This is a genomic window from Chelativorans sp. AA-79 (assembly GCF_029457495.1).
Lineage (GTDB): Bacteria > Pseudomonadota > Alphaproteobacteria > Rhizobiales > Rhizobiaceae > Chelativorans.
This window is the reverse complement of the sequence record NZ_CP120362.1, coordinates 54,069-68,601: the sequence shown is the minus strand read 5'-3', so window position 1 is coordinate 68,601 and position 14,533 is coordinate 54,069. Positions and strand designations below refer to the sequence as shown.

The window sequence follows — 14,533 nt, the reverse complement described above, 5'->3', positions numbered from 1 at the left end:
ATGCCCGCACCACACAACCGCTTCAAGCGAGCTCTGTTGAGCAGACAGCGCCAGCTTGGCCTCTGGGTCGCACTGGGCAATCCGATTTCCGCCGAACTTTGCGCGGGAGCCGGGTTCGACTGGCTGCTGCTCGACGGCGAGCATGGACCGAACGACCTTCGCAGTATTCTCCATCAGTTACAGGCAATGAGCGCCTATCCCAGCAGTCCTGTGGTGCGTATTCCGGTGGCCGATGCGACCCACATCAAACAGATGCTCGATATCGGAGCGCAGACGCTTCTCGTCCCCATGGTCGACACGCCCGACCAGGCGACGTCGATGTCGAGGGCGATGCGCTATCCCCCTCGCGGCACGCGCGGGATCGGCGCGGCGCTCGCCAGGGCGTCGGGCTTCAATTCGATCCCCGACTACCTTCAAACGGCCGACGCGGAAGTCTGTCTGCTCGTCCAGGCGGAGACGAGGCGATCAATCGAAAAGCTCGAAGCGATCGCCGCGACCGAAGGCGTCGACGGAGTATTCATCGGACCTTCCGACCTTGCAGCCGACATGGGGTTCACCGGACGGGCCGAGGCAGCCGAGGTCATAGAGGTGGTCGAGGACGCGATCGGACGCCTCGTCGCGCTGGGCATGCCCACCGGGATTCTTGCCGCCAATCCGACCATTGCCCAGCGCTATCTCGAAAAGGGCGCTACCTTCGTTGCGATTGGGACGGACGTAGGGGCCCTTAGATCGGGCCTCGCCAACATCCGCAACGCCGTTGAGAGCTGACGGTACGGGCCACGGGCCTCACCAATCCACACGGCGTGGAGGCTGACACCCTCCGCTACTTTGAAGGAACGCCTATTTGCGAATGTCCAGAAACGGAACTGTTCACCGCCGGGGGAGTGGCGCGCCGAACGCGAAACGGCGGTCCTCCTCCTGCCTCTGGTGGATCGCCGCGACATCAAATCGGTGCCGTTGTCGGAGAAGATCATCAAAGGCCGCCCACGCGGCCTCGACGAAGGTATCGAGTTGCCGCGCCGTCGACCGGCGGCCAAGCGCCGTCCTATTCATCACCATTCATGCCGACATCCTCTTCTGCGTCGCCGGAGAGGACCGGCACGATGTCGCCCGCCAGAAGCCTCTCCTTGCTGAGGAGGCCTGCATCCTCGAGCGCCTCAATGTCGGGAAGATCGCGGAGCGTGTCGAAGCCGAAGTGCAGCAGGAATTCTTTGGTCGTGACATAGGTGTAGGGCGCGCCAGGCTGGGGCGCGCGCGGGCCGGAGGCGATGAAGCCGAAGCCGCGGAGATTGCCGATCAGGTCGCGGCTGATTTCGCGGCCGAAAAAGGCGGATAGCTCAGCCCGGGTGATTGGCTGGAAGTACGCCACACACATCAGCACCAGCACCTCGGACTGCGTGAGGTCGGCCGCACGCTCGCTGGCGCCGATGGCCGTGCGGATGGCGTCGGCATAGGCCGGCCGGGTCAGGTGCTTCCAGCCACCGGCGACCGCGACCAGGTCGTAGGGCCGGCCGGCGAGTTCCGCGCGGATGTCGTCGATGAGAAGATCGATGCTGCAGCTCTTGCCGACAATCCGCGCCAGCGTCTCGCGGCTGACGGGTTCGCTGGCGGCAAAAATGGTTGCTTCGACCCGATGCATCCATTCGCGCCAGCGCGCCTCCGGCGGCAGATGATCCAACTCACGGTCAAACAAATGGTCATTTGAACGGCGGTCATCTGATCGGCCTCGCCTCTCGCGCGCTGCTTCAGCCATTTCCTAAAGCCCGTAGATACGGAAGGTGGGGCGGCCCGACAGTTCACGCACCGCGCCGAGTTCGACCAGCCGGTCGAACAGCCGGCGCAGCCCGCGGTCACTCATGCCGGCGATCTTTTCCGATGCGACAATCGCATCGTCGGACAGCAGCTTGTCAACGACAGCGTCCGCCGCCTTGGCCCGAAGTTTTGGGGCGACGCCGAGCAGCCGGTCGGCGCGACGCTCAAGCTCAACAAACAGATCGACCGCGCGCAGCGCCGCGCGCGCCTGCGCGGCAAGCAGACCTTTCGCGTGCTCGGCTTCCGTCTCGACGCCTGTTGCCGCAATGACAGTCGCAACACGGCGCGGGCGACCGGGGGTCATGGCCAAGGCTACCTCGGCGCCCAGCAGCGGCACCGCATGTGCCCATCCCAGCCGTTGCGCCAGCAGGGCGTCGGCGAGCCAGGCTCCAAGGGCGCGCCCAAAACCATGTCGCTCGGCAGCGATGAACGCGCCGGTCAGCATGCCGACCGTTCCGGCGCCGGCACGGAGTTGCCGGAGATCCTCCACCCGGTCGCTAACCACCTCATCATCCGGGGCGTGGTCGAACTCTTCCAACACCGCCGCGAGGTTTTTCTCCGTCAGCAGATCCTCCGTGGACCGCGTGGCCAGCCGGCGCCAAGCGAGGAGCAAACGACCGGCCGGCCCAACATCGTCGCCAGGCCTGGTCAGCAGCACGGCGTCGCGCAGCGCGCTCTCATCCTCGACGCGGCCGGCCTGTTTCGCCGTTACCGCGGCTGCGGCCAGTGCCAGCCGCTGCCGCCAGGCGCCGGCCCACCGCTCCTGCCGACGCACCACCGCATCGAGCGCAAAGATGGCGGCCCCCGCGGTGACGGCTACATCGTCCACACCATGTCGTCCAAGGGCATGTGGGCCAAGCGCTTGCCCGGCAGGAGGTTGGGCCCCCGCAACCGTGCGGCGCAGCCATGCCGGCACCGGCGTGGCTGGAGCGGCCGGATCGATGGCGGACGGCCGGGCGCGGCGATGCGGAGGCAGGCTGGGGTGGCGAATCATGCACATGAGGGTGCAGCGTTGCGGCGCTTTTTGCAAGCGATTGGCCGCCAAACCGCCGCGCCTGTCGTCGGTCCATAATGACTGATAACGTTGCATTATCGTTCGTATCGTGCGATCCTTACAAAATGGCATCTCACGTCGATCAAAACCCCGAAAAACGTGCCCGGCACCGTTCCGCACGATCGCAGGGAACGGCACCGGGTGTCGATCAAGTCGCATCCGCCCCGGCCGAGCCCGACGTCCCCATCGCCGACGACCTGCCCGACATCGTCGATGTCGTCGTGGAGATGGGCCGGACGCCGCAAGGGTCACCGGGGGAAGCCGAGACATCCTCCCCTTCCCTTCAGGCCATAGCACGCGAGCCGGGACGCTTCCCGGGCTACCTGAATGGTCTGGCCGACAGGGCACGTGACTATGTCGAGGCGGCGAGCTCGGCCAACACGCGCCGGGCCTATGCGGCCGACTGGAAGCATTTTGCCAGCTGGTGCCGGCGCCAGGGGCTTTCGCCGATGCCCCCGGACCCGCAGACCGTCGGGCTTTACATCACCGCCTGCGCGGCGGGCACGGCGACCGGTGCCAAGAAGCCGAATTCGGTCGCGACGATCGAACGGCGGCTCTCGTCATTGTCCTGGAATTTTTCCCAGCGCGGCCAGCCGCTGAACAGAAAGGACCGCCACATCGCCACCGTCATGGCCGGCATCCGCAACACCCACGCCGCCCCTCCCCGCCAGAAGGAAGCCATCCTGCCCGAGGATTTGATCGCCATGCTCGAAACGCTGGACCGCGGCACGCTGCGGGGCCTGCGCGACCGCGCCATGCTGCTGATCGGGTTTGCCGGCGGCCTGCGCCGTTCTGAAATCGTCGGTCTCGATGTCGGCCGCGACCACACCGAGGATGGCCGCGGCTGGATCGAGATCCTCGACAAGGGCATGCTCCTCACCCTGCGCGGCAAGACCGGCTGGCGCGAGGTCGAGATCGGCCGCGGCTCGTCCGACGCCACCTGCCCGGTTATTGCCTTGGAGACCTGGCTCAACCTCGGCAGGATCGCCCACGGGCCCGTGTTCCGTCGCGTCACCGGCCGGGGCAAGAAGGTGGGTACCGAGCGGCTCAACGGCCAGGAAGTGGCGCGGCTGGTCAAGCGCGCGGCACTCGCCGCCGGCGTCCGTGGCGACCTGTCAGAGGGCGAACGCGGGCAAAAATTTGCTGGCCATTCACTGCGGGCCGGCCTCGCCTCCTCGGCCGAAGTCGACGAACGCTATGTGCAGAAACAGCTTGGGCATTCGTCCGCGGAAATGACCAGAAAATATCAGCGCCGCCGCGACAGGTTCCGGGTCAATCTCACCAAGGCAAGCGGGTTGTAGGCGACAAAGCCCCCTCCCCTCCCCTAAAGCGGCTGCAGCATTGGAAGGGCGTCAGAAATTCCATGGAGATGTGAGATCGAGCTCTGTCGTCTCGAAGTCAGTAAGATTGCGGGTTGCCAGGCGACCACCATTCACACGTGCGATCGCTGCAATCATGCCGTCAGGCGCCGACATTCCGCGTCCCTGACGAGTGGCACTGCCCATGACTTCCCCGTAGGCAAGTGCGGCTTCTTCGGTCAGACCAAATATCCGATCAGCAAAACGACGCCGCCAATCTTGCAACCCTTGTTCGAGCCGGTCGGCGCGCTGATCCGGCCTTATCTTCTGGATGCCGAAGGCGATCTCGGCAATCGTCACGGTCGACAACGCCAGTTCGGCATCGTGGCGAACCAGCCAGGCGATGACGGCGGGTTCGGGCGACTTTCTCAGCGTCTCCGAAATTACATTGGTGTCGAGAAAAATCAAAGCTCGGGCCCCGTATGAACCCGTCGATCATCCTGGATCACCGCTTCAAGGTCGATATCAGTGCCGTAGGCCTTGGCCATGCGGGTATAGAAGGCCGATGCTGGCTCGCGGCCAGCTTCGCGCACTTCATAGGCCTCGAGGGCCCGCTCAACGATATCGGCAATTGAACGATTTTCGCGGCGAGAGAGTCGATGTGCTAGATCACGCGCTTTGGCGCTGCGAACGGAAAGCTGGGGTTCGGCCATGGACGCCTCCTTCTTTGAGCAAATATAGCAGAGCGTGATCAAGCCATCAAGATGTCTCTTGATGGCTTGATGGCAAGATGCCTGCAAACGATCGGTTATCCGTATCTTCTATGTTTGTAAATTCGGCTTCAATGCGGCTCTCAGGTGTCATTTGTCACAGTGGACTGCACTGACAGGACAAAGCTGTCTTCAGTAGGGGTGACCGGCGCAGTCGAGCGCCCCAGCAACCAGAAGCGGTGCCAGCACTGGAATTCCCAGGCTTTCGAGGGTTTCGTCAGTTTGAGCGACGAACCGTGCGCTGCGTGGCTGATGATTGAGCATCCGACGCAGATCGATCGCAACATCGGCGTTTTCACGGGCGAGCATGGTGATCTTTTCGATTTGGACCGATATTTGCTCGAAATCCCGAGAGAGGACGCCGGCGCGTGATGCTCCGGTCACCGACGGGCCTGCTGATATCTTCACCGGCTTGAACCCCGCCCGGATCAGCGGCTGCAAGGCCAATGCCGCGACTTTCAAGACGTTGGCCCGCTCGAGGCGACCCAGCTTCTCGTAAATGCCCCAGCGCCCCACGGCGTGGCGATAGGGCAGACCTGCAGCCGCCCACGCCGCCTCGATCTTCGGGCGTGCCGGATCCTTCATGCGACGCGGCCGGCAGATCTCATCAATCACGCCTCGTAGAACGCGAAGCCAAAGACCACCGTGAACATTGCGGCCACCAGGCAATTGTACCCTGCCCTTCGTAATGGCCTGCAGGGTCAGGCCGTCGAGCGAGGCGAGTTCTGCAGCAGCTTCTTGGGGAACTGGATATTCGGATTGCTCGGCGGGACTGGCAGCCTGCAGCAGGACGCCATGCTCCGGACAACTCGCCATCCAGTTCGCTCGCCAGTGTAGACGGCCAAACCTCTGCCTATCTCTCCGCAGGCAGTCAATGCATCCGATCATCTTACCGCCGGCGAGATCTCCGGAAAGCCAAGGGAGCCACCAAGCATCCCGCACCGGGCGCACCCGCAGGGCTGGGTTTTCGAAAGCACCGAATTGACAACAATAGGAGGGAAAGATGTCATTTTGCGGCGCCAGCCTGTCCAGCAGATAGGGTACGTAGGCCGCCATTGTCATTGCCCGGATTCGACCGGAAGCCACACCGGTGCGTTCCGCCAGCTTCCTGATCAAGGCGGCGGATGGCCAGAAATCGACCAGCCGGATATCCAGCCTCTTGATCCTCAAGGCGGCCTCAGCGAATTCGCCGGCGCCCATGTCATATGCATCTGCGAGCCGCCATAGCCATGACGACAGAGCTTCTAGCGGCAATGGCTGAGGATGTATTGGCAGCCTCGTCGCCATCGTCAGGTCAGCAGCTTCTCAGTCAGGCGCCGCCGCTCTGCCGGACCGTAATATTTCATCAGTTGGAGTGACCGCTGATTGATCGCCTCCTCTCCACTTTCCACCGCAGCGACAGCCGCCGAACGCAGAAGAGCAGCGATTTCGCCGATTGTCCCGCCGGTGCGAGCCAAGACCCAGCGCTGCAGGTCGGCCGAGTTGAGAAATGAGGGTTTTCGAAGCGGAAACGTCGCCACAAAACTCTGGATCAGCCGGCTGAGCTCGTCACCCTCCTCCCATACCGGCAGGATGATCGGATGGAACCGGTTCTCAAGCTGCGGATCGGTACGGATGGCGAGGTAGGCGTCCCGGGTCCCTGCCCCCACGACCGGGATCCGCAATTCGTTGCCGAGGAAACGCAGCAAATTGAGGAACTCACGCTGCGCCGGCGACGTACCGGCGAGAATGTTGTGCAGCTCGTCAATGATGAGGACCTTGGTGCCCACCCTTTTGAGAATGGACAACGCCTGCGCCTCGAGATCATGCTTGCGGGCGGTTCTCCGGACCGGCGCTCCCAGGACCTCCAGGAGATGCTGGTAGAACCGCGCAACACCCGGATCGGTCAGCATCTGCACGACGACAACGGGAATGTCTTCCTCGTCACGGCCGGGCAAGGCCGCTGGCGTATGATCCCGTCGAAACTTCTCGACAATCATCGATTTTCCGTTGTTGGTCGGCCCCAGCAGGAGAAAGCACTGCGGTCGAACGCGTCCGGGCTCGTTCTCTATGGCCGTGCGAAGTAGATCGAGTGCGGCTTGTGCATGGGGATAGCCAATCCACCACTGCCCCCGGATGAACGCAATTCTTTGGGCGTCGTCTTCCGCGGCAACCGTTCGCAGGTCTGGAGCAAGGTGGTTGAGATCCGTTGTCACCATTTTTCCACCGGAAATGGCGGTGGGACGGTAGCCAGATCATCACCGTCGCTTTCATTTCCGATGGTCGGCAGAGCAACCACACAATCCACCGGCGCCTCGGGGGTTGGAGTCTGTCGCGCCAACTGCCGCCGCGCCGCTCTGGATTTCCGTGCCGCGGCTTTCACCAGCCCGCGCTGCTGCTCTACCGTCCTGAAGATAACCTCTTCATCGACCTCGGCCCGACCGCCAGCCTTGATCATTCGAACGGCCTGGCGATGCTCAAAAAGCGAGATTCCGGGCCGCTCCAGACGCCGGCAGGGCACTTTCACATAGCTGCGGCCGTCTGGCTCGAGCACGAAAATCTGCGACAGGTCGCGGGGATCGCGGCGGATCAGGAAGGATCGGCAGCGATCCCGGTTTGCGATCCATGGGCGCAGAACGTCGGAATAGTAGGTGATGTAGTCGAGCGTGAAGCCATCCCGTTGGATCGTTCGTCGCACCACCGGAAGGAAATCGACCAGAAATTCCCGGCCATTGCCGACTGCTCGCGGGGCACCATGCTCGGCAATGCCGCGCTTCCACCGTGCCAGCGGCGGTTCCATGATCCCTTCGTGGACCTCTTGATGATATCGACCGGTGATCGCCAGAGCCAGCCAATGCTCCAGTTCGGACAGGGTCAGAACCGCTGCAGCGTCGCTGTCATAGGTCCCACGTTCGGCCGGATTCGAGAACGTCGTACCCGGCAGATCGTGCACCAGGCCCATCAATGTGCCGATCAGGCGTTCGATCACGCCGCCAAAATGCGGTTGGCCCTTCGGACGGTACTCCAGGTCGATCCCATGCTGCTGACAACCGCGTGCAAGAGCTTCGCCATGAAACTCCGCCGCGTTGTCGAGATGCAGGAGACGCGGAATACCGGCGATGGGCCACTCGGTATCCAGACCGAGACCTTCGAGATAAGATTGCTTCTCGATGCCGGTGTGAGCGAGGCACAATCCAACGCTGGTGGCCGATGGGGCTTCGAACGAGACCAGAAAGCCGGTGATGCAACGGCTATAGACGTCAATCGCCACCGTCAGCCACGGCCGCCCGACCGGCAAGCGGCTGACTTCGTCCACCAGGATGATATCGATCGGCGTGTGGTCGATTTGAACAACATCAAGAGGTGCGTGCGATATCGGTCCATGTCCGGCTGCCGAGGTCAACCGTCGTGCGGAAGTGCTGCCTGGGCCCTCACGGCGGCGGGCAACCTCTTCGGCGCGAATAGTCTCAAGACGGCGGCGGATGGTTTTCGCGGATGGAGCCACCAATCCGGCCTTCTTGCAGCGAAGTTGAACTTCCTCGACGAGCCGAACGATCCGACGCTTTTGCCGCGTCAGGTAGGTGTCGTAGATTGCAGCGGTGACAATGTCGTCGACGCGGGCCGGCATTCTCGATCTGCCTCGGCCGCCGGATGGCTTTCCCGGAGCCAGAGAACTCATCACTCCACCCGATGCCCGGAAACGAGCGACGAGTGCGTATATGGTTCGAGAGCTGATCCCCAAAAGATCGGCTGCGGCTCGCGCATCGACGGCTGAGACAACTTCCTGGGCCGCCAGGGGCGCTATCACGGGATAGCGGCGTTGCGCCTCCTGTCGTGCCTGGGCGGACAGCGAAAGCGTACCGCGTTCGGCAATCCGATCAGCATCTTCCTTCAGCTCTGCCAAAGGCCCTCTCTCACGCGCCACCCGAATCGCAGACATTGAAGGGAAGTATGGGCAATTTATGCTATATAGTGAAGACAACTATGGGGAATCAGGGGCCGACGGGTGTGACCATGGCCATCGCTAAGGTATTGATTTTCTGCGTTCCGCATTGAAGCTAACTTTGACAAATGACACAGGCGATCCAAATGACCAAAACACCGCCCAATCCCTCCTCTCGTCGACCACAGGGTCGGCTTATCGGCTATGCGCGCGTCTCCACGGACGAGCAGACGACGGAAGCGCAGGAGATGGAACTGAGGTCGGCCGGATGCGATACAATCATCCAGGAGCATGGTTCCGGCGCCTCGCGGACCCGCCCTGCCCTCGCCCGGCTGGTCCGTGTGATAGACACCGGCGACACCCTCGTTGTGGTTCGGCTCGACCGCCTGGCGCGCTCGGTGAGCCACCTGCTCAATGTCATCGAGGAGCTGACGACCAAAGGCGCATATTTCCGCTCGCTGAGCGATCCCATCGATACCACGACGCCGCAGGGCATGTTTTCGCTGCAGGTCCTTGGCGCCGTCGCCCAGCTGGAACGGGCTCTCAACTCGGAGCGGACGAAGGCAGGCGTCAAAGCTGCCAAGGCAAAAGGCCGGCTACCAGGCAATCCCGGGGTCAGGGAACGTCGGCCGGAGATGCTGGCCAAGATGATGGCTGCTCAGAAGGCGGCCTACGGCGCGCGCATCCAGTCCACTGCCAATCAATGGCTTCCGATCGTCCGGCGCATGCGACCGGACCACACCTGGGACGATATTTCGCGCGTCCTCAAGCAACGCGGCTTCGATTGGACCCCGGAGCGCTTGCGGCGCGCGGTAAAATGGATGGTCAGCGAAGGCATGGCCGACAAGTCGCTGCTGAGGAAGTCGCCGCCTCGACCGCCCGAGGATCGCCTGATGACACTTGTGGCGGGCATCCATTCCTCCAATCCGCACCTCACTCTGCGCGAAATCGCCAATCAGCTCGAGCGCCTTCATGAGCGCACACCGCGTGGCGGTACGAGATGGGCGCCTTCCTCCGTCAAGAATCTTCTCGACCGGGCAAAGCGAAGCGGCTTGCTCGAGGCGGCCTGAATGCGCGAACCATAGAATGATCTTGGCGCGCGAACGCGCCACAAATCGCCCCTCACCTCGCCTGCAAGACCGCATGATCGGCTACGAATGTAGTTTTCGATGCATGGAAAACGTTGGGTGGTCACGTATGCCCTGCTTAAGGTTGGCCAATTCACATTCCAACTCCTCGACCAACTCGGCAGCCTTAACGCCGATCGCAAAGGCGGAAAGTGCGGCGAGCTTCAGCCCAGCCATCATAGCGGCTTCGGCTTTCGCCGCAGCATCCAGGTTCACGGTTGGATCATTGATGGCCCTATCCGCGGCTCTCACCACCTTTTCCGCGCACAGCTCAGCCAATGCCGCTTCCCTTTGGAGACCTTCGCTGAGTGTACCTCCGCCCGACTGTCGAGTCGGACGTGGAAGACTTTGGACGGAAGACAAAACCTCCGCGGCGACCTCCTCGACGATTTCGACGAGCCGATCGGCAGTTTCATCCAGCTCATCCCAGGAAACGAGCCGCCTCCCCTTCTTCTCTTGCACCATAAGTTCCTCGTCCGTCTCCGCGGAAATACGCGCAGTAATCTGCAGGCCACCGCCATTGTCTGTCACCAGGTGCAAGCGGATACGCAGCGTCCGTGGGGCACGTTTTTCAACCTCGCGCGCTCGCGATAAGGCAGCGGCAATCGCTGGGCCAATGAGTACACGGTTCTCCATCACCCACCTTCCTTCCGTCACCACGGTTTGTTTCGCAGGCTCCGCCGCAACGCGTCAGAGACCTCCAGGCCAGCTCCATTTGGCGGTGCATCGGTGTGATCGCCCTGCAACCGCGGAGCTTCATCGGAGCCAGTGCCTCGGGATCTTCCAGTCTCGAGCTTTGCGCGGAGCAGCGCCATGATCATCGGCCAGGTCGAGAATTTCCCTTCCCTCGCCTTATCAGTCAGGCTGCGCAGATAGCCGCCGGCGCTGTTGATGTTTTCCGTGCGTTGGTAGATCGCCGCGAGCGTGATCGCCGCGTGCCGCTCGCCCATGATCTCACAGGCTTCGCGCCAGGCGCTGGGACTGATCCCCAGCATCGGCCGCGCCAGATCCGCTGCGATCAGAAAATCGCGCCAATGCCGGATATGGCCGCCCTGCGCCAGTTCCAGCAGGTTCGGGCAGGCATCTAATACGATCCCCAAAGGCAGATCTCGTTTCGGCAGGCTCCGCACGTTGTCGGTGTCCGCGGCGGTGCCGCTCGCTTCATCTTCTTTTCGAGAGCCCTTTTCAGATTCAGATATAGAGTCTGGGTTTGAATTCTGTATGTGGCGACCAGAATGGGACTCATTGGCGTCCGGATTCTGTGTTTTTGCGAATGATTCCAATACCTCGAGGATCTCCGTGTAGAGGCCGTGGAGATCACAGCAGATGTCTTCGATGAGTTGCCGCGGGGCCGATCGCGGCAAGCGGCCGACAATAGCCTGATAGGTCTGCTGTACCCTGCCCCAATTGCCCGGAACGTTCTCCTCAATGCCCGTCTCGATGAGCTTGACGACGTCGCGGCGCAGTAGCGTCAGGCGTTCCTTGGCAAGCCGAAAGGCGTTCTTCTCGGCTCGAACAGCGTCCGCCAGTTCCTCGAATTCCTCTGCGCGGGCGACGATCGGAGAAAGATCGAACCCGTAGGCCTGTTCGACCTGCCCACCCCTGCCCTTGCGAGCGAAGCGCTTTCCGTTCGGACTATCCCGCCGGATAATCAGCCCGCATTCGACCAGGACGGCCAGGTGCCGCCGCAGCGTTGTCGCCGGCATGCCGTTGGCTCGGGCCATGAGTTGCTCGTTCGACGGCCAGACGATGAGCTCACCATCGCCTGCGAGCTCCGTTTCCGGGTGGAACGAAAGCAGGGCATTGAGGATGGCCAGCGAGCGGTCCGTGGCCCCGAGCAGGTCGCGCGCTTCCCGGATCGTGTGGAACACCTTCCATTTCTGGACCTGCGCACCTTCCGGCACGGTCCTTGCCACAGCCTGGCTTGCCATCATGCCAAGCGACATTGTTCGACGCCCAAAGGGCGTCGTTGGGGTATGCGTCTGCATTTTTCTTCACCTATCGCTAGGCAAAAGAAACCTGCTCGCCGAATCGGCGCTCAAACCGACCTGAATGGTCTTGACTATGATTCGCGGAAGTGGGATTCTCTCAGTCGCCAAACTTAAAGAGAAGGTCTTCCGGAATGCCGTTTCGGGGGCCTTTTTCTTTTGCGCTCAATCTCCGTTTGTGGTTGCTCGTTTTTCCCGACGGAAAGCCTCGTACAACTCGCTGAGGTTCTCCGAGAGGTAATCACCGAACGCTGTTGCGTCGGTCCCCTTCGCCTTGAGGGCGATGGTGAATTTCTTGCCACTGGCCACCAACTCCGCGGCGACACGCCCATCAGACGGCGCCCAGGTGCGTTTTGATGGTGCCTGCGCGGCCCGGCGGCGCGGCTTGGAGGATTTCAGCTTCGCGACGATCACATCGAACCGCGCTTCGCTCGGCATCCCTTGAAAATCGGAATTCGATGCCAGAGCCAGGGCGGTGTCGACATTGCCCGGCTTGTCGAGGAGGAGTTTGAGCTCGTACCAGCGATCACGGCCGACGGCTTTTGCGCGGCCGATCGCCTCAAGCAACTCCTTGGGAATTGATGCGACGGAAAGCATTTTCGAAAGAGTCGGTCGATCAACGCCGATCGCGGCGAGGGCGGTGGAGTTGTCCTCGTCAAACTTCCGCTGGACGATGTCTGCGGCGAACAGCGCCTTCTCGATGAAGGACGTGTTCGCTCGTGCGGTGTTTTCCTGTCCCTGGGCGATCACATGATCGCGCTCGGAAATCTCTTTGACGACAGCCCGAAGCCTGAGTCCAAGCTCCTTTGCGGCGCGCCAGCGGAGGCGGCCGAACACCAGCATGTAGCGACCGGGCCGCTCAGGGTGGGGGCGAAGGAGGGCAGGGGAGTTCTGGCCGGAGCTGCGGATCGACTGCAGGACCTGGGCGTAGTCAGCTTCGTAATCCTCCTGATCAACGTTCAGCCGGTCGTTGGCGAAGGATTGGTCCACCAGGTTGGGATCGACCTCGATTATCGTCTCACCCTCGAGCAGCTTGCCTGCCTGAGCTGCCATCTCGTCGATCGAGCTAATGAGCGAGCGTGATGCACCCTTGAATGTGTAGTCTCGCGCGACCGGGCGCTCCGCGGGTGCGTTGCCGTTGTCCATAATGCTCGCAAAGGGATTTTTCCGCGCCATTTGACTAGCAGCCCCTTATTTGGCTTATGCGTTTGAAACTGCGCACTTTTTTGGCGGTTTTGACGGCAGTCAACATCACAACCGCCCCCATGCCTGGTGAATCAGTCCCTGAATCTCGAAGTTCACGGCATCCATACTGTCGATCGCCCGATCGTAGGTGTCGCGATTGAAGTTCGATCGCTCGACCTCATAGAGCGTCTGCTTGGTGAGGCCGGCGTCAGAAATCGCCGTGGATTTGAGCATCGGGTTTTTGAGGATTTCCTCGGCAAGCATCGACTGCATGAAGCCGACCATCTGTGCCTGGGGAATGTCCGTGGGCTCATATCGGGTGATGAGATAGCGCAACCAGTCCAGCTGGACCTGGGCGCCAGCATTCTTGATCGACTTCATGATATTGCCCAGCATCAGCAGAAACTGGCTCATGGACATCAGGTCCAGCATCTGCGGATGGACGGTGATCAGAACCGACGTAGCAGCCGACAGCGCCGAGAGTGTCAGATAACCAAGCTGAGGCGGGCAATCGACGACCACGACGTCGTAGCGCTCGCTGACCGTATCGAATGCCCGGGCGACCCTAGTAAAGAACCGCTTTCCCTCTTGAGACGGAGACTGCATCGCAAGCGGCGTCTCATACTCATATTCCTGCAGCTCAAGGTTCGCCGGGATGATGTCGAGCAAGGGGAAGTTCGTCCGGCGGATGACATCTTCGACCGGGGCGGGGTTTTCGTACCGGATCGCGTCGTACAGCGAGGGGTTCTTGTCGAGCTCGGGCTGGAAGCCGTGGAGGGCTGAAAGCGAAGCTTGCGGATCGAGGTCTACCGTCAGGACCCTGTGACCCGTGAGCGCAAGATGCTGCGCGAGATGGGCCGTGGTGGTGGTCTTTCCCGACCCGCCCTTGAAGTTGACGACCGCAATGACCTGCAGCTTCTCGCCGGGTTTTCGGTAGGGCACATATTTCTTGGAATCCGATCGCCCGTGCTTATCGAGATAGTCCCGAAGCTCGGTCATCTGCTCGGCCGAGTAGAAGCGCCGCCCGCCGGCACCGACGAACGGCTCGGGGCCCTTCTTCTCGAGATGGAGGCGCTTTAGATTGTTTGGACTGATCCCGAGATAGTGGGCGACCTCGGCCATCGAGAACCGCCGAAGCGTCTTCTGCCCCTCGGTTGGAAACTTTTCGACCCGCAATTGATCGAGCTTGCGCGAGATCTCGGCCCCTTGGGCAAGGATCTTGTCGTCAAACTCAAAACTTGGGAGAAATGCCATCTCCGCTTTGTCCCCCGAACGAGAAAATAGCGCCATATTCGGCCAATCGGCCAATCTGGCGCCAGTATGAGCGATTCCCGTTCACTGGCAAGCGATTTTAGGTTAACGAAAGGTTGCCAGAAT

Annotated in this window: 14 protein-coding genes; 3 read left to right on the top strand and 11 right to left on the bottom strand. The window is 61.8% G+C overall.

The genetic code is table 11. The annotated features are described in order from the left end of the window. A complete protein-coding gene (locus tag PVE73_RS26215) occupies positions 1-768 on the top strand; it encodes an aldolase/citrate lyase family protein (RefSeq protein WP_277367732.1) in 768 nt (255 codons plus the stop codon). Between the two features lie 277 nt (positions 769-1,045). Here the strand turns inward: PVE73_RS26215 and PVE73_RS26210 are convergent, their stop codons facing one another. Further along, positions 1,046-1,753 carry an SMC-Scp complex subunit ScpB gene (locus tag PVE73_RS26210; protein WP_277367731.1) on the bottom strand — a complete coding sequence of 236 codons (708 nt, stop codon included), beginning with the start codon at positions 1,751-1,753 and terminating at the stop codon, positions 1,046-1,048. A 3-nt stretch (positions 1,754-1,756) separates the two neighbouring features. After that, entirely contained in the window at positions 1,757-2,806 is a 1,050-nt protein-coding gene (locus tag PVE73_RS26205) for a DUF1403 family protein (protein WP_277367772.1), read from the bottom strand. A 125-nt stretch (positions 2,807-2,931) separates the two neighbouring features. On the opposite strand from PVE73_RS26205, the gene PVE73_RS26200 reads away from it, so the two are divergent. Next, complete coding sequence (locus PVE73_RS26200; protein ID WP_277367730.1) at positions 2,932-4,167, top strand: site-specific integrase; 1,236 nt, start codon at positions 2,932-2,934, stop codon at positions 4,165-4,167. A gap of 51 nt (positions 4,168-4,218) precedes the next feature. Here the strand turns inward: PVE73_RS26200 and PVE73_RS26195 are convergent, their stop codons facing one another. The 5 genes from PVE73_RS26195 to PVE73_RS26175 all read right to left on the bottom strand — a co-directional run bounded on the left by PVE73_RS26195 (position 4,219) and on the right by PVE73_RS26175 (position 8,541). After that, entirely contained in the window at positions 4,219-4,632 is a 414-nt protein-coding gene (locus PVE73_RS26195; RefSeq protein ID WP_277367729.1) for a type II toxin-antitoxin system VapC family toxin, read from the bottom strand. After that, positions 4,629-4,877, bottom strand: a complete 249-nt coding sequence (locus tag PVE73_RS26190; protein WP_277367728.1) for a plasmid stabilization protein — start codon at positions 4,875-4,877, stop codon at positions 4,629-4,631. Before PVE73_RS26190 ends, PVE73_RS26195 begins: the two co-directional genes overlap by 4 nt. Before the next feature lie 189 nt (positions 4,878-5,066). After that, positions 5,067-6,221, bottom strand: coding sequence for a TniQ family protein (locus PVE73_RS26185; protein WP_277367727.1), 1,155 nt, complete (start codon positions 6,219-6,221; stop codon positions 5,067-5,069). A 2-nt stretch (positions 6,222-6,223) separates the two neighbouring features. Next, positions 6,224-7,132, bottom strand: coding sequence for a TniB family NTP-binding protein (locus PVE73_RS26180; protein ID WP_277367726.1), 909 nt, complete (start codon positions 7,130-7,132; stop codon positions 6,224-6,226). After that, positions 7,126-8,541 carry a transposase family protein gene (locus PVE73_RS26175; RefSeq protein WP_277367725.1) on the bottom strand — a complete coding sequence of 472 codons (1,416 nt, stop codon included), beginning with the start codon at positions 8,539-8,541 and terminating at the stop codon, positions 7,126-7,128. Before PVE73_RS26175 ends, PVE73_RS26180 begins: the two co-directional genes overlap by 7 nt. A 461-nt stretch (positions 8,542-9,002) precedes the next feature. On the opposite strand from PVE73_RS26175, the gene PVE73_RS26170 reads away from it, so the two are divergent. Next, positions 9,003-9,926: a recombinase family protein gene (locus PVE73_RS26170; protein ID WP_277367724.1), complete on the top strand. Its 924-nt coding sequence runs from the start codon at positions 9,003-9,005 to the stop codon at positions 9,924-9,926. Positions 9,927-10,007: 81 nt separating this feature from the next. On the opposite strand, the gene PVE73_RS26165 is transcribed toward PVE73_RS26170, so the two are convergent. The 4 genes from PVE73_RS26165 to repA all read right to left on the bottom strand — a co-directional run bounded on the left by PVE73_RS26165 (position 10,008) and on the right by repA (position 14,410). Further along, a complete protein-coding gene (locus tag PVE73_RS26165) occupies positions 10,008-10,619 on the bottom strand; it encodes a hypothetical protein (RefSeq protein WP_277367723.1) in 612 nt (203 codons plus the stop codon). A 17-nt stretch (positions 10,620-10,636) separates the two neighbouring features. Beyond that, a complete protein-coding gene (repC, locus tag PVE73_RS26160; RefSeq protein ID WP_277367722.1) occupies positions 10,637-11,971 on the bottom strand; it encodes a plasmid replication protein RepC in 1,335 nt (444 codons plus the stop codon). Positions 11,972-12,136: 165 nt separating this feature from the next. Further along, positions 12,137-13,147 (bottom strand): plasmid partitioning protein RepB, encoded by a 1,011-nt coding sequence (gene repB / locus PVE73_RS26155; protein WP_277367721.1) that lies wholly within the window; start codon positions 13,145-13,147, stop codon positions 12,137-12,139. A 75-nt stretch (positions 13,148-13,222) separates the two neighbouring features. After that, positions 13,223-14,410 (bottom strand): plasmid partitioning protein RepA, encoded by a 1,188-nt coding sequence (gene repA, locus PVE73_RS26150; RefSeq protein WP_277367771.1) that lies wholly within the window; start codon positions 14,408-14,410, stop codon positions 13,223-13,225. Between the last annotated feature and the right edge of the window lie 123 nt (positions 14,411-14,533).

Excerpts from the sequence above, each read along its gene's own strand:
- PVE73_RS26215 (WP_277367732.1), top strand. The coding sequence starts at position 1 with ATGCCCGCACCACACAACCGCTTCAAGCGAGCTCTGTTGAGCAGACAG.
- PVE73_RS26210 (WP_277367731.1), bottom strand. The coding sequence starts at position 1,753 with ATGGCTGAAGCAGCGCGCGAGAGGCGAGGCCGATCAGATGACCGCCGT.
- PVE73_RS26205 (WP_277367772.1), bottom strand. The coding sequence starts at position 2,806 with ATGATTCGCCACCCCAGCCTGCCTCCGCATCGCCGCGCCCGGCCGTCC.
- PVE73_RS26200 (WP_277367730.1), top strand. The coding sequence starts at position 2,932 with ATGGCATCTCACGTCGATCAAAACCCCGAAAAACGTGCCCGGCACCGT.
- PVE73_RS26190 (WP_277367728.1), bottom strand. The coding sequence starts at position 4,877 with ATGGCCGAACCCCAGCTTTCCGTTCGCAGCGCCAAAGCGCGTGATCTA.
- PVE73_RS26185 (WP_277367727.1), bottom strand. The coding sequence starts at position 6,221 with ATGGCGACGAGGCTGCCAATACATCCTCAGCCATTGCCGCTAGAAGCT.
- PVE73_RS26180 (WP_277367726.1), bottom strand. The coding sequence starts at position 7,132 with ATGGTGACAACGGATCTCAACCACCTTGCTCCAGACCTGCGAACGGTT.
- PVE73_RS26175 (WP_277367725.1), bottom strand. The coding sequence starts at position 8,541 with ATGCCGGCCCGCGTCGACGACATTGTCACCGCTGCAATCTACGACACC.
- PVE73_RS26170 (WP_277367724.1), top strand. The coding sequence starts at position 9,003 with ATGACCAAAACACCGCCCAATCCCTCCTCTCGTCGACCACAGGGTCGG.
- PVE73_RS26165 (WP_277367723.1), bottom strand. The coding sequence starts at position 10,619 with ATGGAGAACCGTGTACTCATTGGCCCAGCGATTGCCGCTGCCTTATCG.
- repC (WP_277367722.1), bottom strand. The coding sequence starts at position 11,971 with ATGCAGACGCATACCCCAACGACGCCCTTTGGGCGTCGAACAATGTCG.
- repB (WP_277367721.1), bottom strand. The coding sequence starts at position 13,147 with ATGGCGCGGAAAAATCCCTTTGCGAGCATTATGGACAACGGCAACGCA.
- repA (WP_277367771.1), bottom strand. The coding sequence starts at position 14,410 with ATGGCATTTCTCCCAAGTTTTGAGTTTGACGACAAGATCCTTGCCCAA.